Origin of the sequence: Staphylococcus sp. FSL W8-0056, from assembly GCF_037963075.1 — a bacterium.
GTDB classification, from domain to species: Bacteria; Bacillota; Bacilli; order Staphylococcales; family Staphylococcaceae; genus Staphylococcus; species Staphylococcus aureus.
The window spans coordinates 505,669-528,202 of record NZ_CP150142.1 but is presented as its reverse complement, the minus strand read 5'-3'; the positions used below and the strand labels follow the sequence as shown (position 1 = coordinate 528,202).

19 protein-coding genes and 1 other RNA gene are annotated in these 22,534 nt (G+C 33.7%); 3 read left to right on the top strand and 17 right to left on the bottom strand.

The genetic code is table 11. The features are described from left to right. Window positions 1-238: 238 nt before the first annotated feature. The 5 genes from vwb to NSS86_RS02610 all read right to left on the bottom strand — a co-directional run bounded on the left by vwb (window position 239) and on the right by NSS86_RS02610 (window position 6,547). Window positions 239-1,741 carry a von Willebrand factor binding protein Vwb gene (vwb, locus tag NSS86_RS02630; RefSeq protein WP_000791700.1) on the bottom strand — a complete coding sequence of 501 codons (1,503 nt, stop codon included), beginning with the start codon at window positions 1,739-1,741 and terminating at the stop codon, window positions 239-241. Between the two features lie 220 nt (window positions 1,742-1,961). After that, window positions 1,962-4,931, bottom strand: coding sequence for an MSCRAMM family adhesin clumping factor ClfA (clfA, locus tag NSS86_RS02625; RefSeq protein ID WP_001056195.1), 2,970 nt, complete (start codon window positions 4,929-4,931; stop codon window positions 1,962-1,964). A 262-nt stretch (window positions 4,932-5,193) separates the two neighbouring features. Further along, on the bottom strand, window positions 5,194-5,724 hold the full coding sequence (locus NSS86_RS02620) for an N-acetyltransferase (RefSeq protein WP_001167158.1): 531 nt from the start codon (window positions 5,722-5,724) through the stop codon (window positions 5,194-5,196). 138 nt (window positions 5,725-5,862) lie between these two features. Next, window positions 5,863-6,384, bottom strand: a complete 522-nt coding sequence (locus tag NSS86_RS02615) for a hypothetical protein (protein WP_000608192.1) — start codon at window positions 6,382-6,384, stop codon at window positions 5,863-5,865. Between the two features lie 7 nt (window positions 6,385-6,391). Further along, window positions 6,392-6,547 (bottom strand): hypothetical protein, encoded by a 156-nt coding sequence (locus NSS86_RS02610; protein ID WP_001790158.1) that lies wholly within the window; start codon window positions 6,545-6,547, stop codon window positions 6,392-6,394. Window positions 6,548-6,981: 434 nt separating this feature from the next. On the opposite strand from NSS86_RS02610, the gene NSS86_RS02605 reads away from it, so the two are divergent. From NSS86_RS02605 to NSS86_RS02595, 3 genes are all read left to right on the top strand, one after another. Next, window positions 6,982-7,710 carry a DUF5067 domain-containing protein gene (locus tag NSS86_RS02605; protein ID WP_000757397.1) on the top strand — a complete coding sequence of 243 codons (729 nt, stop codon included), beginning with the start codon at window positions 6,982-6,984 and terminating at the stop codon, window positions 7,708-7,710. Between the two features lie 191 nt (window positions 7,711-7,901). Next, window positions 7,902-8,048: a hypothetical protein gene (locus NSS86_RS02600; protein ID WP_001057759.1), complete on the top strand. Its 147-nt coding sequence runs from the start codon at window positions 7,902-7,904 to the stop codon at window positions 8,046-8,048. A gap of 15 nt (window positions 8,049-8,063) precedes the next feature. Continuing rightward, window positions 8,064-8,387: a hypothetical protein gene (locus NSS86_RS02595; protein ID WP_001058299.1), complete on the top strand. Its 324-nt coding sequence runs from the start codon at window positions 8,064-8,066 to the stop codon at window positions 8,385-8,387. An 869-nt stretch (window positions 8,388-9,256) separates the two neighbouring features. Here NSS86_RS02595 and ssrA read toward each other — a convergent pair. The 12 genes from ssrA to NSS86_RS02535 form a co-directional block, all read right to left on the bottom strand. Further along, window positions 9,257-9,618: a transfer-messenger RNA gene (gene ssrA, locus NSS86_RS02590) on the bottom strand. Window positions 9,619-9,708: 90 nt separating this feature from the next. Beyond that, complete coding sequence (smpB, locus tag NSS86_RS02585) at window positions 9,709-10,173, bottom strand: SsrA-binding protein SmpB (protein ID WP_001085184.1); 465 nt, start codon at window positions 10,171-10,173, stop codon at window positions 9,709-9,711. 21 nt (window positions 10,174-10,194) lie between these two features. Then, on the bottom strand, window positions 10,195-12,552 hold the full coding sequence (rnr, locus tag NSS86_RS02580; protein ID WP_001050049.1) for a ribonuclease R: 2,358 nt from the start codon (window positions 12,550-12,552) through the stop codon (window positions 10,195-10,197). A gap of 33 nt (window positions 12,553-12,585) precedes the next feature. Continuing rightward, window positions 12,586-13,326, bottom strand: coding sequence for a carboxylesterase (locus tag NSS86_RS02575; RefSeq protein ID WP_001165976.1), 741 nt, complete (start codon window positions 13,324-13,326; stop codon window positions 12,586-12,588). Window positions 13,327-13,441: 115 nt separating this feature from the next. Continuing rightward, window positions 13,442-13,675, bottom strand: coding sequence for a preprotein translocase subunit SecG (secG, locus tag NSS86_RS02570; protein ID WP_000556760.1), 234 nt, complete (start codon window positions 13,673-13,675; stop codon window positions 13,442-13,444). A 66-nt stretch (window positions 13,676-13,741) separates the two neighbouring features. After that, window positions 13,742-14,200, bottom strand: coding sequence for a hypothetical protein (locus NSS86_RS02565; protein WP_000785252.1), 459 nt, complete (start codon window positions 14,198-14,200; stop codon window positions 13,742-13,744). A 338-nt stretch (window positions 14,201-14,538) separates the two neighbouring features. Then, window positions 14,539-15,843: a surface-displayed alpha-enolase gene (eno, locus tag NSS86_RS02560; protein ID WP_001121760.1), complete on the bottom strand. Its 1,305-nt coding sequence runs from the start codon at window positions 15,841-15,843 to the stop codon at window positions 14,539-14,541. Window positions 15,844-15,972: 129 nt separating this feature from the next. Beyond that, window positions 15,973-17,490, bottom strand: coding sequence for a 2,3-bisphosphoglycerate-independent phosphoglycerate mutase (gene gpmI, locus NSS86_RS02555; RefSeq protein WP_001085505.1), 1,518 nt, complete (start codon window positions 17,488-17,490; stop codon window positions 15,973-15,975). 2 nt (window positions 17,491-17,492) lie between these two features. Next, complete coding sequence (tpiA, locus tag NSS86_RS02550; RefSeq protein ID WP_001260089.1) at window positions 17,493-18,254, bottom strand: triose-phosphate isomerase; 762 nt, start codon at window positions 18,252-18,254, stop codon at window positions 17,493-17,495. A 121-nt stretch (window positions 18,255-18,375) separates the two neighbouring features. Further along, the gene (locus NSS86_RS02545; RefSeq protein WP_339302328.1) at window positions 18,376-19,566 is read right to left on the bottom strand and encodes a phosphoglycerate kinase; all 1,191 of its coding nucleotides are present in this window, start codon (window positions 19,564-19,566) and stop codon (window positions 18,376-18,378) included. A 138-nt stretch (window positions 19,567-19,704) separates the two neighbouring features. Further along, window positions 19,705-20,715 carry a type I glyceraldehyde-3-phosphate dehydrogenase gene (gap, locus tag NSS86_RS02540; RefSeq protein ID WP_000279414.1) on the bottom strand — a complete coding sequence of 337 codons (1,011 nt, stop codon included), beginning with the start codon at window positions 20,713-20,715 and terminating at the stop codon, window positions 19,705-19,707. A 52-nt stretch (window positions 20,716-20,767) separates the two neighbouring features. Then, window positions 20,768-21,781 carry a sugar-binding transcriptional regulator gene (locus tag NSS86_RS02535; protein WP_000654030.1) on the bottom strand — a complete coding sequence of 338 codons (1,014 nt, stop codon included), beginning with the start codon at window positions 21,779-21,781 and terminating at the stop codon, window positions 20,768-20,770. Window positions 21,782-22,534 lie beyond the last annotated feature (753 nt).

The following is a 22,534-nucleotide window of genomic DNA, read 5'->3' as shown; positions in this document are numbered from 1 at the left end:
CGTTGTCTTAACATTTTTATTGTTTTTCAGCTTAAAATTAATTATTGATATTGATAGTTAAGCATAATAATTTTTTCGTAATATAAAGTGAAAAAAGTAATAGTCCACACCTGTTTAGAATGTGGACTATACTAGATTGCATCATTGAAATGATGACTTTGATATTATTTATTGCTAGTTTAAAATGTTGTTATTTTTACGACAAACTCATTATTTGCTTTGCAGCCATGCATTAATATTATTTGCCATTGTATACTTTATTGATTTGTTTATTAAAACGTTTTTGATGACCTTCACTTAAAGTATTTACTTTTTGTTGTGCATTTAATCGGTCTTTATAACTATGTGTATCTTTATAATTATCAACTAACTTTTGAGCTTCTCTAACGTGTTCACGCTTGATTACACGCTTCTCACGTTCAGTTAGATGAGAAGAATCAATTTGACTTATACCAACCAGTGATCCTGATTTTCTACCAGGTAAAGCAGACGTTTCTTCAAATTCAACAACATTATTATGCGTATGATTTGAAGTTGTTGGTGATTGATGCGTTGTTGTGAAATCATGACTTTCACCATTTAATCCAGCTAATGGTTTTGGTGTTTTGTAAACGATTTGTTGCTGAGTTTGACGCTCAACTGTAGGCATTGGTACCTGAGTCGTTGTTTCAGTATATGTAGTCGGTGTTGTTGGTTTCTTTGATGGCGCAGAAACCACAAGTTGCCTGTCGTTTTCGTTGTCGTCTTCGTCATCGATTAGTGAAACCACAGACTCATTTTTAGATTTTTGTCTGTTTATAAATCTTTCTTTTAATGCCTCTGACTTTCTTTGATATTCAGCTTTTTGTTCTTCAGAAATTTCTTGTGTTGTAGATTTATTATTTTGAGTATTTAAACTTCTTTTACTTCTTTTTGATACGTCATTTTTAGCAGCTTCTGTATCTGCTTTTAACTTTAATGCCATAGTCTGATTATGATTTTTTTCACTAGTTAATGCTGGTATACTCTCTGGACGTTCTTGTTGAATTTTTTTAAAAAATTTATCTATAATAAATTCTAAATCCTCTTTTTTTCTATTTAACATCCTTTGATTTACTGCTCTTTTTTTATCCGACTTATCTTGAACTTCTCCAACAATCAAATCTAACTCACTATATAATTCTTCAACTTCGTCCTTATTTGTATTATAGAATGTATACCCTACCATTAATACTTTATTTTCTAAATTGTTTATTTCTACGTCGGCATTATGTTGCTCTGTATTGTTAAAGTCCTTTAAATCACTATTTTTCAGTTGTATTTCTTCAATATCTTTTAAAAACTCTTGTTTATTTTTCTTTAATGTATCAAAAATATAAGAATATCTTTCATGTGTTAAACCTAATAAATCATTCGATTTTCTGCTAATATCTGCATTTTTTATCTTCTTTTCTTCATTTAAAAAATTTTTTAATGCATCATCTTCAGCCATAAATTTTTGTTGATATTTTTTTACAGCCTTTTCATATTCTGGCTCTTCATATTTTTCATAATCAGCAAAAGATAATGATGAAATCAAACTTTCTAAACTATCTCTATAATTTTCGTAAGAATTGGATTTATTACTTTTATCTTTCAATTCTAAAGCTTTTGATACATATGGATTCTTCTCCCCAGAAACCACTGCACTCGCATGATTACTTTCCCAAATTTGTGATACACATAATGCTCCCAATGATAAAACTAGCAATTTATTTTTCAACTGTATTTTCTCCTTAATTTTCCCTAATTAACAACCTACCTTACACCCTATTTTTTCGCCAAGCCAAATTATATAACATCTACCTTTTTAAAATAATTAACTGTTGATGAATTAATTATTAATTATATTCAAACAATATATTTGGAAAATCCAAGTAAAAAAGCCACCTTTTAAGGTGGCTTCTTCATGAATCATATGATTAATTTAATATTATTATTACTTATTTCTTATCTTTATTTTCTTTTTTTCTTCTGAAAAGTAGTAATGAACCTAATGATGCTAATAATCCCCAAATTAGTGACGTATTCGCTTCATCTTCAGAACCTGTATCTGGTAATGGTTCTTTACTATCTTTAGCCTCATTTTTATTAGAAGCATTAGTACCATTTTTAGGTGAATTAGGCGGAACTACATTATTGTTAGAACCTGACTCGGAATCGCTATTTGAATCACTGTCTGAGTCGTTGTCTGATCCTGTGTCACTCGTTGAATCGGAATCTGAATCACTTGATGAATCGGAGTCACTACCTGAGTCTGAATCACTCGCTGAATCCGAATCGCTATCTGAATCGGAGTCACTATCTGATTCTGAATCGCTGTCTGAATCGGAGTCACTATCTGATTCTGAATCGCTGTCTGAGTCTGAGTCACTATCTGAATCTGAATCACTGTCTGAGTCTGAGTCACTATCTGATTCTGAATCGCTATCTGAATCTGAATCACTCGCTGAATCCGAGTCACTATCGGAATCTGAGTCACTGTCGGAATCTGAATCGCTATCGGAATCTGAATCGCTGTCTGAGTCTGAGTCACTGTCGGAATCTGAATCGCTATCTGAGTCTGAATCACTGTCTGAATCTGAATCGCTATCGGAATCTGAGTCACTGTCTGAGTCAGAATCGCTGTCTGAATCTGAATCGCTGTCTGAATCTGAGTCGCTATCTGAGTCGGAATCGCTATCTGAGTCGGAATCACTGTCGGAATCTGAATCGCTATCGGAATCTGAGTCACTGTCTGAGTCGGAATCGCTATCGGAATCTGAGTCACTGTCTGAGTCGGAATCGCTATCGGAATCTGAGTCACTGTCTGAGTCAGAATCGCTGTCTGAGTCAGAATCGCTGTCTGAATCTGAGTCGCTATCTGAGTCGGAATCGCTATCGGAATCTGAGTCACTATCTGAGTCTGAATCGCTCGCTGAGTCGGAATCACTCGCTGAATCTGAATCGCTCGCTGAATCTGAATCGCTCGCTGAATCTGAATCGCTTGCTGAATCTGAATCACTTGCTGAATCTGAATCACTTGCTGAGTCTGAATCACTTGCTGAATCTGAATCACTTGCTGAATCTGAATCACTTGCTGAATCTGAATCACTCGCTGAGTCTGAATCACTTGCTGAATCTGAATCACTCGCTGAATCTGAACCACTATCTGATGTAGAATCACTGCCAGAATCTGAACCGCTATCTGAATTAGAATCGCTGCCAGAATCTGAACCTGGGTCAGAATCTGAATCCTCTGGAATTGGTTCAATTTCACCAGGCTCATCAGGTTGTTCAGGAACAACTGGTTTATCGATACCGTCACCAGAACCTGATCCGTTATTAAATGCTACTTCGTTGTCCCATGACATAGATCTCCATATAAAATTAGAATCATAACCATAAAATGTCGAACGTAGTGCTAAATCACCTGTACTAGCAGGATCAATATGGCCATTAACAACTACAATATACGGTGTTGTAATTTGGTCATCGTCCGTAGGAAATTCTACTTTGTATTGATTAGCATTTGGAAATGAAATTCTAACTTGATTAGTTACATCTTCAAAATCGCTAGGATTCACATAATAACTTTCAGATAAATCATTAGCATTATCGACTCTATAAACTTTAATATCAGTGTTTTTTGCATCTATTAACGCATTACTCTTTGTATTAGGAATTAAATTACCTGTTAAGGCAGGTAACACAACGTTATCTCCGCTTGGATTGACATAAATTGTTTGGCGATACGTATTATTTGTTTTATCGATTTGATCAATCGTACCTTTAATTGATAAATTATGGAATTGTCCATATTTCTCATAGTCGATTAATACTGTCTTACTAGCAGTATTGGTTCCTATGCCAGTTGTCAATGTCACATTACCTGTCTTTGTAACATTTTCAGGGTCAATATAAGCTGGCATAGTAATATTAGCTGTTACATTTTCTTTATTATCAACATAGTCTGTAAATGTATAAATAACATTACCATCACTATCGATTACACCATTTGCCAATACTTGATCTCCAGCCATAATTGGTGGCACTTTAGCAGTTGAAGTTACACCATTTAAGTTTAATTCTTTAGGTACAGTTATTTTGAATGTGTCACCTTTAACAGCAGAATTAGGCACTGAAAAACCATAATTCAGTTTGACATAACCTGCTTGGTGCGGATACACAGTCGTACCAGAGTCAATAGTAACTTTCACATCTGTCAACTGATTCGTAATATCTGTGCCAGCTGCCGGTGCATCTGCAGCTACTGCCGCTAAACTAAATGCTCTCATTCTAGGCGTACTTGGATTAACCGCTTGACTAACTACATCTTTATTACTTGCATCTGTATTCTGTGGAGCTGATTCATTGTTTGAAGGTGTTGCTTCAGTTGAAGTATCTTGCGTTGTTGAAACATTTTCCGCATTTGTAGAATTTTGAGGTGAATTTACAGATGATACTGTATTAGTATCATTAGAAGTCGTTTCATTACTTGTTTGATTCACTAATTCCTCCGCATTTGTATTGCTTGATTGAGTTGTTGCCGGTGTATTAGCTTGATTCGTTGTCGTAGTAGTAGCTTCACCAGTTACCGGCGTTTCTTCCGTAGTTGCATTTGTTGATGATGATTGTGTCGTTTCCTGTTGTGCTGGATTTTGCGCCACACTCGTTTCGCCATTATTAGTGTTTGACGATGTTTTAGTATCACTCACGTTTGTGTCGTCTGTTTTAGGTGCAGCACTAACGCTACTTGAATCATTACTTTTGCTTTCGTTACTTGCGCTATCAGATTGCGTAACACTATTTTCACTTGCATCTGCTTCTTTACTGCTGAGTAGTCCAAAACCGATTAACGTACCTACAAGCACTGAAGCCACGCCAATCGATTTTTTCCGAATTGCGTGTTTTTCTTTTTTCTTCATATTCATTTTATTCCCTCTTTTTAAAAAGTCATTTTATATTAACTATATACCCTTTAAAGATATATTTAATCTCTGTTAATGGAATTATACACTAAAATTGCATTATAGCAATTAATTTGTATCGATATTTTATTATCCACAATAATACTTTACTAACAAACATTTTATTTATTGCTATTTTAAGAATTACAAACGACAACGTACGATTTGATTGCAAACATTTTTTATTATTAATATGAACTCTACCTAATGTAATCCTAGCTTTAAATCATATTTTTTCAAAAGCAGATGTGTAATTTATGGTACCTGTTTTTCCCGCTAAACTGTTCACTTTTAATTCTTTAATTAAAAACGCTTCGTCTGGTATACCATCATATGGTGGATAAATGTCGTACATACTTGCGCGTTGATATCCTAGATTGGCATAATACGTCGGCCATCCTAATACACTGATAAAATTATATCCTTTTAATATTGCTTCTCGTTCTAATGCTTGAATCAATCGCTTCCCAATACCTTTATTTTGATGATGAATATCAACAGATACAGGTGCTAACACTAATCCAATTTCCCGTTGTGCTCCGTTATCAAGATAAACTTCACTTAGTAAACCGTGCCCTACAACTTCGTTTTGAAGAACAGCTACTATTTCTAAGTTATTGTCATACGTATCACTTAGACGAATTTGGTCTACTAGCTCTGATTCATTACCATAACCATGTTCACTATTTTCAAATGCCGTTCTAATTAACTGGTCAACTTGAGCAAAGTCATGTTGATGTATTTGTCTAATTTGCATCTTTGCCCCTCCTTTTAGTTCTATCTTATAGAAAAATGCATTACAACATAAAGTAATATTTTATAGTAATGACGCCATTATTTCATTAAAATTGAATGATATTTTTCGCAATAAACAACTACCCTCTTAAATCAATTTTTAGATAAACTGCAAATCATAAATTTCTTTATTATTATAAGTATTAAAACGGTCGATTTGACCTTTTAATATAACTTCCTGTTGTTTGCGACTTACATTATGATAATAAGTCATACGTACATTCAAATCAGCTTCATAACCATTATTCTCAATCGTTCTTTCTAATTCTTCGTACACATTTTTATTAATTGGTAACATGTACCCTTCTTTACTAGGTAAAATATTCACGTATTTTTTCTGAATGACTTTATCATTACCCAATAAAACCTCTATTGCAATTTTTTTAGCAGCACCGCCACCTAAATTATATAGTTTAATATAATCTTTATGATGATGCTCTTCTGTTGCCGAATTCATTATATTAAGTTGATCCTTCTCCCTTTCTAATAAAATTTGGTTAAAACCTAAAGCTGGCAGAAAGCTAATTTTCATTTGATAAAGTTGAACTGAAACTGATACAAAATAAAATAAAGCCATAATAAATGTTCCAATAGATCCTATAGCTGAAATGATATTAATCATTAAGATATCAACCTTCCCATAAGAAATTTATATGATTAATTTCAAACTGAAAAAGCATTTTACTTAATCGTTTATATCCAAAAACAATCATTTTAAACGTTATATTCGACTGCTCATATAAAAAGTTTTGCTTTATAGCCTTAAGTAATTTTTTAACCATCAAGTACGATTATTATTACGGCAATCTATTTGCATTGACTAAAAAATACAATAACGCTTTTAAGAGCTCCCATCTTTGACCAGTATTTTCCAAATTAATAACACATCTTCTTCAATACATATTCATCTCATACAAATAAGTTGATTTTTTTATTTTTACAAACGTAATTTCTTAACAAATCAAAATTTTACATTTAAATCTTTCGATATATTACAAGTTTTTTAAAAAAGTAATATATTTCTATCAATAAAAGTAATATAATATTAGTAATTATAGTTTCATTAATTTATTGCAACAATACATAGGATCATTATTACAAGAATTATTTAATATCATCTTAGAATCTCACAAAATATCAACTTTGTTTAATTACTCAAAATGATAAGTCATTTAGAGTTTTTAAAATAAATTTTTGCGAAATAAAGGAGACATGTTAAATGAAAAAAGTAATGGGGATATTATTAGCAAGTACACTTATCTTAGGTGCTTGTGGACATCATCAAGATAGTGCAAAAAAAGAGAGCGCTAGTCACAAAAAGAAAGAAAATGACAATGAAGAATTAAATGAAGAACTTAAAGAATTTAAAAGCAAAAAAAATATGGATATAAAAATTAAAGGCGATACTATTGTTAGTGACAAATTTGAAGCTAAAATAAAAGAACCGTTTATCATCAATGAAAAAGATGAGAAAAAGAAATATATCGCTTTTAAAATGGAAATTACTGCTAAAAAAGACGATAAAGATTTAAATCCATCTTCTATTTCTCATGACTATATTAATATCACTCAAGATGATAAAAATACAGTAAATAAATTAAGAGATGGTTATCTTTTAAGTGATAAAAAATATAAAGATTGGACAGAACATAACCAAGATCAAATTAAAAAAGGCAAAACTGCACAAGCCATGTTTATCTATGAGTTAAGAGGTGATGGAAATATTAATTTAAATGTCCATAAATACTCAGAAGATAAAACAGTTGATTCTAAATCATTCAAATTTAGTAAACTTAAAACCGAAGATTTTTCTCATAGAGCGGAAACAAGAGAAGAAGTAGAAAAGAAAGAAAAAGAATTTGAAGAAGAGTACAAAAAAGAACAAGAACGAGAGAAAGAAAAAGAAAAGCAAAAAGATGACGACCACAGTAGTTTAGATGAAGTATAAATTTGGTTTGTTGATTGTCTTACATTCAGTTATTTAATTTTTAGAGAAACTGACTTATTTATAGCTTAGCCAACATGATACTATAAAACTATGATTAAAAATAAAAAATCTGTGTTTAATGGTGTTAAAGAAATCAGTCCCCGTGCCGGAAAATCATAAAAAAAAGATGGGATAAATTTGTAAATCCCGCATTGAATAATGCATTAAAACAAGAAGAGGCTACATGGGGAAATGTACAAGGTCAAGTTTCACAAGCATTGATGGGAACTGGTATTAAAGATTCTACTGCAAGAAGCATAGGGTTTTGGGTTTCCCAAGTTGGTCAAGCATTAATATAAAAAGAGTGTGATAAAATGAATAATGAAGAATTAGAAATGAGATTGTTATTAATGAAACAATCAATAGAACAATTACAAGAAGAACTAGCGCCTAACTTAAAAACTAGAGATTTAGTGTTATTAAGATATATGTATTCATATAAAGAAATTAATATGCTAGATTCTTACTTGTTCCAATTGGCTACAAATAAAGAGCAAATAACAAAAAAACAATTTAAAACAAAATTGGAAAACATTAGAGAAGTACCAGAAATACCTATTAGACAAGTTAATGATATATTAGAAGGTTATAAAAATAGTGAGTTATATGTTGAGTTGATAAATAGCATCCTAAAATAAAAATAAACATACTAAGATTAGCTATGAAGGAATCTATGACGATAGATTTTTTCATAGCTATTTTTTATAGTTATAAAGAGGAGTAGTCTGTTCTGACTCTTGGATTTTAAATCTGTATAATAAACAAGTAAGCTTTACTCTCGCCTTTTAAAATTCGTTTGTAGTATGTTGGGTTCTTAAAATCGTGAATAGGAAAATGCAATGAGAAAGGTTAAGTAAAGTTTTTAACTTCTCATTTATTCAATGGAGAATTTTTTATCGATTACTTAGACATTAATATTAGTAAAAGAAGTAGTGTAGTTGCAAATTATAAAAACTAAAAATTCCAAAAAGAGTTTATCATCCAAAACAATAAAAATGGCTACAATGGTATGTTGTGAAATGCATTTCTTAACTACGACTTCTTTTATTTCCGTCTCGTCAACTATTGCTGATTGTGTTAATAGGCATATTGATTCTAATGAAAATATCAAAACTCGGCTCATCTCTTTATAACTACACCCACTTAGTGACGTAACAAAAATGAAAAGTTCTTTTTCAGTAGCCATTTATCCAATTAAGTGTAGACGATTCACATTTTTATATTGACATATATAACATGGAGAATTTTTTGCGTATAAAGAAGTTTCTTCATGAACAATGTTGAATGTAAAACTCAGAATCCAACTTTTTTGACACTTATTTGACACACATCACTGTCCCCTTATATCTCAAAAACTAATTCATAATCACTTATTACTCTTTCCTCCATCAAATAAACACCTATACAAACACTGCTATATCAATACTCACAACAAATTCTGCAATGCATTATCCCCTGAAAAACACATAATAAAAAAGCCTACATCCACAAAGGTTGTAGGCTACAAATATGGAGACGGCGGGATTTGAACCCGCGTCCAGAGGTCCTGATACACATCTTTCTACGTGTGTAGTTTATCGAAAGGTTTCGCATCATGAAAAGTGATAAACAACCAACATGATGCTAGCTTGATTAAGTTTCTTCTAAACAGACTTCAAACGGCAGTGTTTAGCATATCCTATTAAGGTTGAATCGCGTTAACAGCACATAGGAAATGCTGTTAGGCGATGCAGAGTGCGATTAGGCAGCTACTGCGAAATTATTGTTTGATTTGCCAGTTATTATAAACTGTGTGTGTTGATGACGAAGCCAACCCTCCGACACGCTTAATGAGCTCGGGGGACCCCTGTCGAATCCATGAACGTCCCCGAAATAATAAATCAAACAAATCATACTTTTGTAATTTACAAAAGCACATATAACTATATCAAATATAGCCCGATTAAGCAACTAAATCGCTTAATAACGGGCTTTCATATCGCGCGTAACATCTCGTTTGACTGCTTTTTCTTTCAAAGCTTGACGTTTATCATATTTTTTCTTACCTCGTGCAACACCAAGTAATACTTTACAATGTCCATGCTTCAAATAAAGCTTTAACGGCACAATCGAATAACCAATTTCTCGAGTTTGTTCACCTAATTTAAAGATTTCACGTTTATGCAATAATAATTTTCGAGAACGAAGAGGATCGTGATTAAAACGATTCCCTTCTTCGTATGGTGCTATATGCATATTATTCAAATACATTTCACCGTTTTTAACTTGCGCGTAACTATCTTTAAGGTTAGCACTACCTCGGCGAATCGATTTTATTTCTGTACCTTGTAATACGATTCCCGCTTCAATCGTATCTTCAATATTATAATCATGTCTTGCTTTACGATTTTCCGCTAATGTACCTGGTGATTTCTTCTTAGCCATTCATACTCACCTCATTGCTGCTTATTTTTTCTTACGACGTGCTTTCTTTTTCACACTTTTATCTTTATAAAATGGCTTATGCTTACTATTACCTGATTTATCATTATTACGTTGGTTTTTACCTTTACGTTGCTTACCTTTTTTCTTACGACCCTTATCATCAGATTTCGATTTATCTAAAGATTTGCCACGCGTTTTACCTCTTGCTGGTCGCTGTGAGCGGTCATTTTTAGGTAAAGGCATTCCAACAATTTGAAAATCAATTAATCGTTCATCTACATCAACATGCGTCACTTTAACCTTAACTGTGTCACCAATTCTAAATACTTTAGCTTGACGCTCACCAATTAATGCCATTTGACGCTCTTCAAAACGGTAATAATCATCAGTCATATTCGCAATATGAACCATACCTTCTATCGTATTTGGCAATTCAATGAACATACCGAAGTTAGCTACTGAGCTGACAATACCTTCAAATTCATCACCAATATGTTGAATCATATATTCTGCTTTTTTCAATTCATCAGTATCACGTTCTGCCTCAATAGCACGACGTTCACGTTTAGAAGTATGTTCAGCTAACTCAGGCAATTTGTCTTCCCAACGCTTCACTTCTTTGTTATCCATTGATTTCTCAATTAAATACTTACGGATTAAACGATGAACTGTTAAATCAGGATAACGTCTAATTGGTGATGTAAAATGCGTATAATATTCAGCTGATAAGCCAAAATGTCCCAAGTTCACATCATCATAATGCGCTTGTTGCATTGAACGTAACATCATTGTTGAAATGACCATTTGTTCAGGTCGACCTTCTACTTCTTCTTGAACCTTTTGAAGTGTTGTTGGATGAATATCTTCGCCAGTGCCCTTAATCATGATGCCAAAGTTTGTAATAAAATCAAAGAATTGTCTTAAGCGATCTGATTTAGGTTGCTCATGCACTCGGTAAATAAAAGGTACATTTAACTTACTAAAATGTTCAGCAACTGTTTCATTTGCAATTAACATAAATGATTCAATTAGACGTTCACCCTCGCCACGTTGTCTTAATTGAACATCTGTTGGTATACCGACTTCGTTAACTAATACTTTTGCTTCACTAATATCAAAATCGATTTCACCACGTCGTTTTCTCATTTGAATCAAACGATTAGATAAATCTTGTGCTAAATCTAACATAGGCGTAATTTCTTTATATTGTTCGCGAATGTTAGGATCCTTTTCAGTAATAATCTGATTTACCGCATCATACGTCATTCGATAATCAGAATGTATAACACTATCAAAAATTTCATGTTTAACAACGCGACCACTAGCATCGATTTCCATGCGACAGCTTAACGTTAAACGATCAACATGAGGATTTAATGAACAAATACCATTGCTTAATCGATGTGGAATCATCGGAATCACACGGTCAACAAGATATACACTTGTCGCTCTATCATAAGCTTCTTTATCTAAAGCTGAATCTTCAGTTACATAATAACTGACATCAGCAATACTTACAGTCAACTGCGTATTACCGTTCGCTAACTTTTTAACACTAATTGCGTCATCTAAGTCTTTAGCATCAGCACCATCAATTGTGATTGTCAATTCATCACGTAAATCATGACGGCCTTTAATTTCAGTATTTTCAATATGATCAGGTACTGCTTCAGCTTCTTGTAACACTTCATCAGGAAATTCAATTTCTATGCCATGTTGATAGATAATAGATAAAATATCTACGCCAGGATCATTTTTATGTCCTAAAATAGCAGAAATATGTCCTTCTGGATTATCTGAACCATCAGCATATTTAGTAATTTGAACAAGTACCTTATGCCCATCTACTGCACCTAAACTTTGTCCTTTAGGAATGAAAATATCTTGCATAATACGTTTATCATCTGGAATAACAAATCCGAAATGTCTAGCTTCACTATACGTACCAACAACTTGAGTTACTGAATGCTTCTCAATCGACTTAACTTCCCCTTCAATTTTACCTTTATGTTCACCTTTAGATTGATGTATTTCTACAATTACAGTATCTCCATCTAAGGCACGATTAATTTTTGTTGGGGGAATAAATATATCTTCCATATCCTCATCTTCAGGTCTTAAGAATGCAAAGCCTTTTTTATTTTGACTTAACGTTCCCTTTATCAATTTTGAATGACCTTTTGAACTATGCTTTTTTTGATATCTGTCTGTTTTTGTACGTTCAATTAATCCTGATTGTTCTAATTCTACGAGCACCTTAATTAAATCTCTAAATGAGTCGGCACTACTTAAACCTAATGCATCTTGAAAATCTGACACTGACATAGGTTCATATTCAGGTTGATTAATAATCTCTTCTATTGATTGCTTTAAATTCATTATGCCCCTCCTTTCTAATGTTAAAATCTCTTTTTATTCTGACCAGTCTAATGACTCTAAAAATTGATAAATATCTTCAAATACTTGTTCTTTTTCTTTATCAATCGTAATAACATGTCCTGATTGACTATACCACTTGATGTCTTTGTCATCAGAATCTACATGGTCATATATATAATTTGCGGATTGTGGATCAATCATATTGTCGTTTTCTACTTGAATCACTAAAATTGGGTCAAATACCTCATCAACTTGATCTTTAATCGTATCTAATGCTTCACTTAGTTCTTTTAAAGTTTCAGTTGGTTTAAAATGATCCATTTCATTATCAATAGTCTCTTGATTTTTACCTTCATACTTTTTAAAATTACGTGCATACTCTAAAAAGCCTTCATAAATGGCACCTTCAGTTTTGCCACCCATTGGTGCACACATCGTTACAATACCCTTTACATCTCTATTTAAGCTTAATTTTAAAGCAAAATCCCCACCTAATGATAGACCAGCAACAACAATTTCATCATAACCTTGTTCAACAAGATAATCATAACCATCTAACGCATCTTTAAACCAAACGAAAGGACTAGATTTCAGTATTTCCTCTGGTGGTGCCGCGTGACCTTCATATTGTGGTGCATACGAAGTATATCTCTTTTTTTGTAAAAATCGACCTAATTGACGTACATCAGACGAATTGCCTGTAAATCCATGTAATAATAACACGGCACGTTTGCCTTCTTCAAAAAAGAAAGGTTTTGGTAATTTTATCTGCATAAATCTAACGCTCCCTTTGCATACTTAACTAGGCTATATATTTTACATAGCTTATTGTTAAACTATTACATTCTTAATTATAAATAAAAAAGCCCGACATTTACATCGCCGGACCTTACATACCAAGATAACTTATGCAAATCATAAGTACAAAAAATAATATTGATAAAATAATTGTTAATCTATTTAAGAATAAATCGACGCCACGTTGTTTTTGTTTACCGAATAACTGCTCAGCACCACCACTGATGGCACCTGAAAGTCCACTGCTTTTACCTTCTTGGAGTAGTACAACAGTTATTAATGCAATACAATCAATGATTAATAATACGATTAAAAATGTATGCATAAATTGTCCTCCGTTCCTTATATACGACAAGTAGTATATCATATTTTTATTGTTAAAATCAATTTTCTAGCGATTAAATGTACTTTTACGTTTGATAGAAACAACAAGCATATAAATCGCTAATGCAACCGAACCTATAATAACGATTAAAATTGGCAATGTTAAGTACGCACCGTGTGCAGCTTTTATTGCTTGAATTGTGATTGATAAATTAATCAACGTAAACAAACTATTTGATACATAAACTGCAAACATAAACCACCACACATAAGTATGTCGATTCCAAAAAGTGATGAAGCCTGCTAGATAAGCCAAAATATACATAATACCAGTGAATCTAAAGCTGTTTAAAATGTAATCAATCGCTTTATCTGAAGTGTTTTGATTCGTTAAATTAAGTAATGCTTTGGCAGTCGCATTATCCAACGAAACAAAGTAATGAATAATCAATAATATTGAGAATACGATTGATGCAGTTGCAATAAAGCGTCCTGTTTTAATTTCTTTATTCGTTCTATCAGCCATTTGTTTACTCCTCATATATTTAAATACTTTCTATAAAACCTTTATTTAATTTTACCTTTTAATAAAAGTGAATACCCTGTCATACAATATTCATTTCAACATAAATTTATTATACCAGTTTAAGAATACAAGTTAAATATGTGTTATTAGTTACCTCATGATTATTAGTCTGTTATGAATAATACTTCAAAATAAAAAACCTACCACAGTCTCAACTCTGTGGCAGGTTATAAATACAAGCGTGAACTTTTTAAGCGTGAACTCAAAAACTTTATTCAATTTATACCGACATAATAATCCTCAACTAAAATTATGGCAGTACTTAATGTTTAAAATGATTATTTATCTAAGTTATAGAATGATTTGATACCGTCATATTTAGCAGTTTCAAATAATTCATCTTCGATACGTAATAATTGATTGTATTTAGCAATACGGTCAGTACGTGATAATGAACCAGTTTTAATTTGACCAGCGTTTGTAGCAACAGCAATATCAGCAATTGTTGTATCTTCTGTTTCACCTGAACGGTGAGAAACTACTGCTGTGTAACCAGCTTTTTGAGCCATTTCGATTGCATCAAATGTTTCAGTTAATGTACCGATTTGGTTAACTTTAATTAAGATTGAGTTACCAATTCCGTTTTCAATACCTTTTGCTAAAATTTCAGTGTTTGTTACGAATAAATCGTCACCTACTAATTGTACACGGTCACCGATACGTTCTGTAAGTTGTTTCCAACCATCCCAGTCGTTTTCGTCCATACCGTCTTCAATTGTAATGATAGGATATTTGTCTACTAATTGTTCTAAGTAGTCAACTTGTTCTGCAGCTGTACGTTTTGCACCGTGTTCGCCTTCGAACTTACTGTAGTCATATACACCATTTTCATAGAATTCTGATGATGCACAGTCAAATCCTAAGAATACTTCTTCACCTGGTTTGTAACCAGCTGCTTCGATTGCTTGGATAATTGTTTCAACAGCATCTTCAGTACCTTCAAATTTAGGAGCGAAACCACCTTCGTCACCTACTGCAGTTTCTAAACCACGTTTGCTTAAAATTGATTTTAAGTTGTGGAAAATTTCAGTACCCCAACGTAATGATTCTTTGAACGTTGTAGCACCTACAGGTAAAATCATGAATTCTTGGAATGCAATTGGAGCATCTGAGTGAGAACCACCATTAACGATGTTCATCATTGGTACTGGTAACTGCTTACCATTAAATCCACCTAAATATTTGTAAAGTGGTTGACCTAATAAGTCAGCTGCTGCACGTGCTACTGCGATAGATACACCTAAAATAGCATTTGCACCTAATTTACCTTTGTTTGGAGTACCGTCTAATGCGATCATCATTTTATCAATAGATACTTGATCTAATACTGAAAATTCACCTTCAATAATTTCTGGTGCGATGATTTCATTAACGTTTTCAACTGCTTTAGTAACACCTTTACCTAAATAACGTGATTTGTCTCCATCACGTAATTCAACAGCTTCGTGTTCACCAGTTGAAGCACCTGATGGTACTAATGCACGACCAAATGCGCCACTTTCAGTTAATACTTCTACTTCAACAGTTGGGTTACCACGAGAGTCTAAGACTTCGCGAGCGTAAACATCTGTAATAATTGGCATGTTTATAATCTCCTTTAAATAGTTATTCTATAATTATTATAGCTTTATTCTTTCATTTAACAAAATGATATTACTATTATTTTCAAAAAATAAGTGTCATTAAGCGTTTACTTAACATCTTTTACAATATTAGTGTTTAATTAAAGATTCACCTGTCATGTCTTCAGGTTGTTCTACATTTAATAAATCTAATAATGTAGGTGCTAAGTCACCTAAGCGACCAGTTTCTCGAAGTGTAACGCCTTCTTTTGTTACAATCACTGGTACTGGGTTCGTTGTATGCGTAGTCATTGGTTGATCATCATCCGTCAATACTTGATCAGAGTTACCATGGTCAGCAGTAATAATTGCATAACCGTCCATGTCTAAAATCTTATCAACGACTTCACCTAAACATTCATCAACCGCTTCGATTGCTTTGATTGTCGGCTCAAGCATACCACTATGTCCAACCATATCAGGGTTAGCAAAGTTTAAAATAATTAAGTCCAAGTCACCTTTATTTAACTCTTCTAATAATGCATCTTTAACTTCATAAGCACTCATTTCTGGTTTCAAGTCATACGTTGCAACTTTAGGTGAATCAATTAAACGACGGCGTTCACCTTTAAATTCCTCGTTACGTCCACCACTCATAAAGTAAGTAACGTGAGGATATTTTTCAGTTTCTGCAATACGTAATTGTGTTAAATTGTTATTTTGTGCAATTTCACCAATTGTATTATTTAAATCAACTTTTTCGAAAACGATAGCCGCATCGATATTGTCGTTATACTTAGTGAATGTTGCATAGAATAAGTCTTTAACTTGTTCAACTTTAAAGCCTTCGAATGCTCTGTTCGCAAAAATTTCCGATAATTGTGCTGCTCTATCAGGTCGGAAATTATAGAAGATCACTGCATCTCCATCATTAACACCGTCATTTTGATTCTCAACGATGAATGGTACTACGAATTCGTCAGTTAAGCCCTCATTATAGCTTGCTTCTACACCTTCTTTGGCAGTTGCATAAGTTGGGGCATCAAAATTACGAATAGCATTGTAAGCTTTTTCTTCACGTTCCCAACGTTTGTCACGGTCCATTGCATAATAACGACCAGACACAGATGCAAATTGACCAATGCCTAATTCATTGAATTTAGCTTCAGTCTCTTCGATGTATTTCAAAGCGGATTTTTGATCTACGTCACGACCATCTAAAAATGCGTGTACGTAAACTTTTTCAACACCTTGTTTTTTAGCAAGTTCTAACAAAGCAAATAAATGTTTGTAATGACTGTGCACACCACCGTCAGACAATAAACCAAAGATGTGTAACGCTGAATCATGTGAATTCACGTGTGCAATTGCATTATTTAAAACATCATTTTCAAAGAAATCACCGTCTTCAATTGATTTATTGATTCGAGTTAAACTTTGATAAACGATACGTCCTGCACCGATATTCATATGACCAACTTCTGAGTTACCCATTTGTCCTTCAGGTAGTCCAACATCTAAGCCACTCGCTTCGATTTGAGTCGTTGGATATTTGTTGTAATAACGATCAAAATTAGGCTTGTTTGCTAATTTTACCGCATTACCATGTTCGCTTTCGCGGTTCGCAAAACCATCTAAAATAATTAACGCAGTTGGTTTCTTAGCCATGATTATTTTGCACCTTCTAACAATTGTACGAAATCTTCAACTTTAAGTGATGCGCCACCTACTAATGCCCCATCAATATCAGTTTGTGCCATGTATTCTTTAATGTTGTTAGGTTTAACACTACCACCATATTGAATACGAGTTGCTTCTGATACTTCTTTGCTTGATAAGTCAGCAATAGTTTGACGTACAAATGCACACATTTCATTTGCATCTTCAGATGTTGATGATTTACCAGTTCCGATTGCCCAGATTGGCTCATAAGCAATTACAACTGATTTAAGTTGATCTTCAGATAAACCTGCAACAGCTTTCTTAACTTGCTCACCTACAACATCGTTAGCTTTACCACTTTCACGCTCTTCGTCTGTTTCACCAACACAAATAATTGGAGTCATTCCATGTTTGAAAATAGCGTGCGCTTTTTTGTTAATTTCTTCATCTGTTTCGTGGAATAATTCACGACGTTCAGAATGACCGATAACAACGTATTTAACGCCTAAATCTGCTAATGCAACTGGAGACGTTTCACCTGTGAACGCACCATTATCTTCGAAATACGTATTTTGAGCACCGATTTCTAAACCTTGTGCTTTTCCTTCTTTAACTGCAGTAGTTAATGCATCTAATTGAATTGCTGGTGCACAAATTACTGATTCTACTTCTTTTGAATCTGGTAATGTTGGTAATGCATTGACGAAGTCTTTTGCTTCTTGTACTGTTTTGTTCATTTTCCAGTTACCAGCTATAATTGGTGTTCTCATTAAAGACACTCCTTGTTTTGTAAATATTTTTGAAAAGTGATGAAACACGATGTCATCTTGTGACTGTTTTCCCGTAACAATGTTAAACAAACATGCCACATCACTTTAAACTATCACTTTATTATTTATTATTGATTGCTTTGATACCAGGCAATTCTTTACCTTCTAGGTACTCTAATGACGCGCCGCCACCAGTTGAAATATGAGTGAAGTCATTTTCAAAACCTAAAGAGATTGCTGCTGCAGCTGAATCACCGCCACCGATAATCGTAATTGCATCTTTAAGGTTTGCAATTGCTTTACATACACCAATTGTACCTTGTGCAAAGTTACTGAACTCGAATACACCCATAGGTCCATTCCATACAACAGTGTGCGCACCTTCTAATTCATCTGCAAATAATTTTACAGTGTTTGGTCCAATATCCATACCTTCTTGGTCTGCTGGAATTGAATCAGATGGTACTACAGTGATTTTGGCATCATTAGAAAATTCTTTAGCAACTTTAGTGTCTACTGGTAATACAATTTTATCACCATGTTTTTCTAATAAATCTTTTGCGAAGTCGATTTTATCTTCTTCTAATAATGAAATACCAATTTCTTTACCTTGCGCTTTTAAGAAAGTATAAGCCATACCTCCGCCGATGATAATTTTATCAGCTATGTTAACTAAGTTTTTGATGACATTAATTTTGTCAGATACTTTTGCTCCACCTAAAATAGCAACAACTGGTTTATGTGGATCGTTAACTACGCCACCAATAAACTTAATTTCTTTATCCATTAAGAATCCAGCTGCAGTTTCTAAATGTGTAGAAATACCAACATTAGATGCATGCTCACGATGCGCAGTACCAAAAGCATCATTTACAAACACATCACCTAAAGATGCCCAGTATTTACCTAATTCTGGATCATTTTTAGATTCTTTTTTACCGTCTAAATCTTTATAACGTGTATTTTCAACTAATAATACGTCGCCTTCTTTAAGGTCTTTAATAGCAGCTTCAAGTTTTTCGCCGCGTGTTTCTGGTACGAAAACAACTTCTTTATCTAATTTCTTAGATAAGTCTTCAGCAACTGGACGTAAAGTTAATTTTGCTTTATCACTTTCTTCTTTCACTTTACCTAAATGTGAAAATAGTACGATTTTACCACCTTGTTCGATGATGTATTGAATTGTAGGTAAAGCTTGAACGATACGGTTGTCATTAGTAATTTCACCGTCTTTTAAAGGTACGTTAAAATCAGCACGTACTAGGACTGTTTTACCTTTAAGATCTAAATCAGAAACAATTTTTTTAGCCATGGTGTTTCCTCCTTGTAATTAGGAAATTTTATATAAAAATAAGCGGAGAAGCGTTTGTGCTCCCCGCTTACTCATAAGCTTTAATTAATGCTAAATAGTTCTGAGCACTAGCGTATTTGAATAAAAACTATACTAAAATTATTTAGAAAGTTCAGCTAAGTATGCTAATGTACGAACTAATTGTGCAGTATATGACATTTCGTTATCATACCAAGCTGCAACTTTAACTAATTGACGGTCGCCAACTGACATTACACGAGTTTGTGTAGCGTCGAATAATGAACCGTAAGTCATACCTACAACGTCTGAAGAAACGATTTCGTCTTCAGTGTAACCGAATGATTCGTTTGAAGCATTTTTCATAGCTTCGTTAACTTGTTCAACTGTTACGTCTTGTTTTTCTAATACTACTGTTAATTCAGTTAATGAACCTGTAGCTACAGGAACACGTTGTGCACCACCATCTAATTTACCATCGATTTCAGGAATAACTTTACCGATAGCTTTAGCAGCACCTGTTGAGTTAGGGATGATGTTTTCTGCCGCTGCACGAGCACGACGTTTGTCACCTTTTCTGTGAGGTGCGTCTTGTGTATTTTGATCACCTGTGTAAGCGTGAATTGTAGTCATTAAACCTTCAACTAAACCAAAGTCATCGTTTAAAACTTTAGCAACTGGTGCTAATGAGTTTGTAGTACATGAAGCACCTGAAACAACTGTTTCAGAACCGTCTAACTCTTGGTGGTTAGTGTTGAATACGATTGTTTTTAAGTCACCAGTAGCTGGTGCTGAGATTAATACTTTTTTAGCGCCTGCTTCAATATGAGCTTGTGCTTTATCTTTATCAGTGTAGAAACCAGTACATTCTAACACTACATCGATATTTAAGTCTTTCCAAGGTAATTTGCTTGCATCTGGTTCACTGAATGATTTAACTTCTTTACCATTTACGCGGAAACCACCATCAACTACCTCTACTTCACCTGTGAAACGACCTTGCATAGTGTCATATTTTAATAAATGCGCTAACATGTCGTCATCTGTTAAGTCGTTTACTGCTACAACTTCAAGACCTTCTACTTCTTGAATTCTTCTGAATGCTAAACGACCAATTCTACCAAAACCATTAATTGCTACTTTTACTGCCATTATAATGGCCTCCTTTAAAATGATATTTAAAAAGTATTAAACTTTTTATCTCTTATTCAAGTATTATCTTTGCTGCGGCTTCATCAGTGATTAACACTGTATTCTTGGGTGCAATCGTCAAGTATGCTTTAATTGCTTCACCTTTCGATTTGCCTCCTGCAACTGCAAAAATAAAGTCTTTTGATTCAAGGTCTTCTAATTGAAGTCCAATTGTTTTAACCTTATGGACAATTTGACCTTGTGTATCAAAATAATAACCAAATGCCTCTCCGACAGCTTGATGATGTTGAAGTTGTTCAATGACCTTTTCAGGTGATTGACGTCGATGCGCCATCTTCAGCGCATCACCAATGCCGTGTAATATAACGTTTGCTTGTTTAATTTTGTCTAAAGTGTTTATGACTGATGGCTCTAACAACAATGTGTTATATGTTGTTTCACTGACATTATCAGGTACATACATCGTCGTATAATAACCGCCAGCTTGTTGTGCCATACTGGCTGCAATTGTGTTTGCCTGAAAGACAACATTTTCGCCTAGTCCACCTCTGGCTGGTACGAAGAATACATTATATGGTAATAAATGAATTGCTTCACTAACACATGCCATCGTGGATCCGCCAGTTACAGCAACTATCGCGTCTTCTTGTAATATGCCTTCAAGTAATTGACCTGCTTGTCTACCTAATTCTGTTTTAACAGATTGACTATTATCAGCATCACCAGGAACAACATGAACTTCCTTAATTTGAAATTTATTCTTAATACCTTCTGACAGACGATTATCATCTGCATAGATATCAAAGTAACCTTTCAATTGCGAAATCAGTTGCTCACCTTCAGCTGTAATTTCCATTCCGGTAGGCTTAACTTTTATCAAATCTTGTTTCTTAAGCATATCTGTTTCAGAACGCAGTACACGTTCAGTCATATCCATATGTTCGCTTAAACTTCGACGTCCGACAGGCTGATTTTTTGAGATAGTAGTAAGAATAGAAAAACGTTTATACATTTTATCTATGAGATCCGGTATAAGCTTTTGCTGTGCTTGCAATAAGTCTTTCACTACTACCTCCTCCTTATATTTATAAATGTAAATAAGGATATGTCACAACCAGTGGTTGCCTTTTTAAGTCCCGCGTGGGACAAAAATTAACCTCTTTACACTTGCAATAGTACTATTCTATTTCAAAAATTGCAAGCATAAAACTTAAATTTTCTAAATAATTTGATAAAGCGCTTGCAATACATTTTCGATTTGTTATTCAACAAAACGTTTTATTTTATTCGCTGTAGTCAAATGTATACCCTTATACTGACTCGCTAATCATTTGCTTATTATTTGAGACTAAGACATAAAACAATGCTCTAGAATCCGAAAAGTCACATTAGTAGTAGTTGACCGAACGAAAATGCACTTGTAACAAGCTTTTTCCAATTAAAGTCAGGGGCCCCAACATAGAGAAATTGGATTTCCAATTTCTACAGGCAATGCAAGTTGGGGTGGGGCCCCAACACAGAAGCTGGCGGAAAGTCAGCTTACAATAATGTGCAAGTTGGCGGGGCCCCAACACAGAAGCTGACGGAAAGTCAGCTTACAATAATGTGCAAGTTGGCGGGGCCCCAACACAGAAGCTGACGGAAAGTCAGCTTACAATAATGTGGAAGTTGGGGTCAGACGACGAAATAAATTTTGCGAAAATATCATTTCTGTCCCACCTCACTCAAAATAAATTTCACTATCCGTAAAATAAACAACTAACTATTTAAGTATCATCTCTCCCCTAATTAACAATTATAAAAATAAGAACCAATATTC

Excerpts from the sequence above, each read along its gene's own strand:
- NSS86_RS02595 (WP_001058299.1), top strand. The coding sequence starts at position 8,064 with ATGAATAATGAAGAATTAGAAATGAGATTGTTATTAATGAAACAATCA.
- clfA (WP_001056195.1), bottom strand. The coding sequence starts at position 4,931 with ATGAATATGAAGAAAAAAGAAAAACACGCAATTCGGAAAAAATCGATT.
- rnr (WP_001050049.1), bottom strand. The coding sequence starts at position 12,552 with ATGAATTTAAAGCAATCAATAGAAGAGATTATTAATCAACCTGAATAT.
- gpmI (WP_001085505.1), bottom strand. The coding sequence starts at position 17,490 with ATGGCTAAGAAACCAACTGCGTTAATTATTTTAGATGGTTTTGCGAAC.
- NSS86_RS02605 (WP_000757397.1), top strand. The coding sequence starts at position 6,982 with ATGAAAAAAGTAATGGGGATATTATTAGCAAGTACACTTATCTTAGGT.
- NSS86_RS02620 (WP_001167158.1), bottom strand. The coding sequence starts at position 5,724 with ATGCAAATTAGACAAATACATCAACATGACTTTGCTCAAGTTGACCAG.
- gap (WP_000279414.1), bottom strand. The coding sequence starts at position 20,715 with ATGGCAGTAAAAGTAGCAATTAATGGTTTTGGTAGAATTGGTCGTTTA.
- secG (WP_000556760.1), bottom strand. The coding sequence starts at position 13,675 with ATGCATACATTTTTAATCGTATTATTAATCATTGATTGTATTGCATTA.
- NSS86_RS02615 (WP_000608192.1), bottom strand. The coding sequence starts at position 6,384 with ATGATTAATATCATTTCAGCTATAGGATCTATTGGAACATTTATTATG.
- eno (WP_001121760.1), bottom strand. The coding sequence starts at position 15,843 with ATGCCAATTATTACAGATGTTTACGCTCGCGAAGTCTTAGACTCTCGT.
- smpB (WP_001085184.1), bottom strand. The coding sequence starts at position 10,173 with ATGGCTAAGAAGAAATCACCAGGTACATTAGCGGAAAATCGTAAAGCA.
- NSS86_RS02565 (WP_000785252.1), bottom strand. The coding sequence starts at position 14,200 with ATGGCTGATAGAACGAATAAAGAAATTAAAACAGGACGCTTTATTGCA.
- NSS86_RS02545 (WP_339302328.1), bottom strand. The coding sequence starts at position 19,566 with ATGGCTAAAAAAATTGTTTCTGATTTAGATCTTAAAGGTAAAACAGTC.
- NSS86_RS02575 (WP_001165976.1), bottom strand. The coding sequence starts at position 13,326 with ATGCAGATAAAATTACCAAAACCTTTCTTTTTTGAAGAAGGCAAACGT.
- tpiA (WP_001260089.1), bottom strand. The coding sequence starts at position 18,254 with ATGAGAACACCAATTATAGCTGGTAACTGGAAAATGAACAAAACAGTA.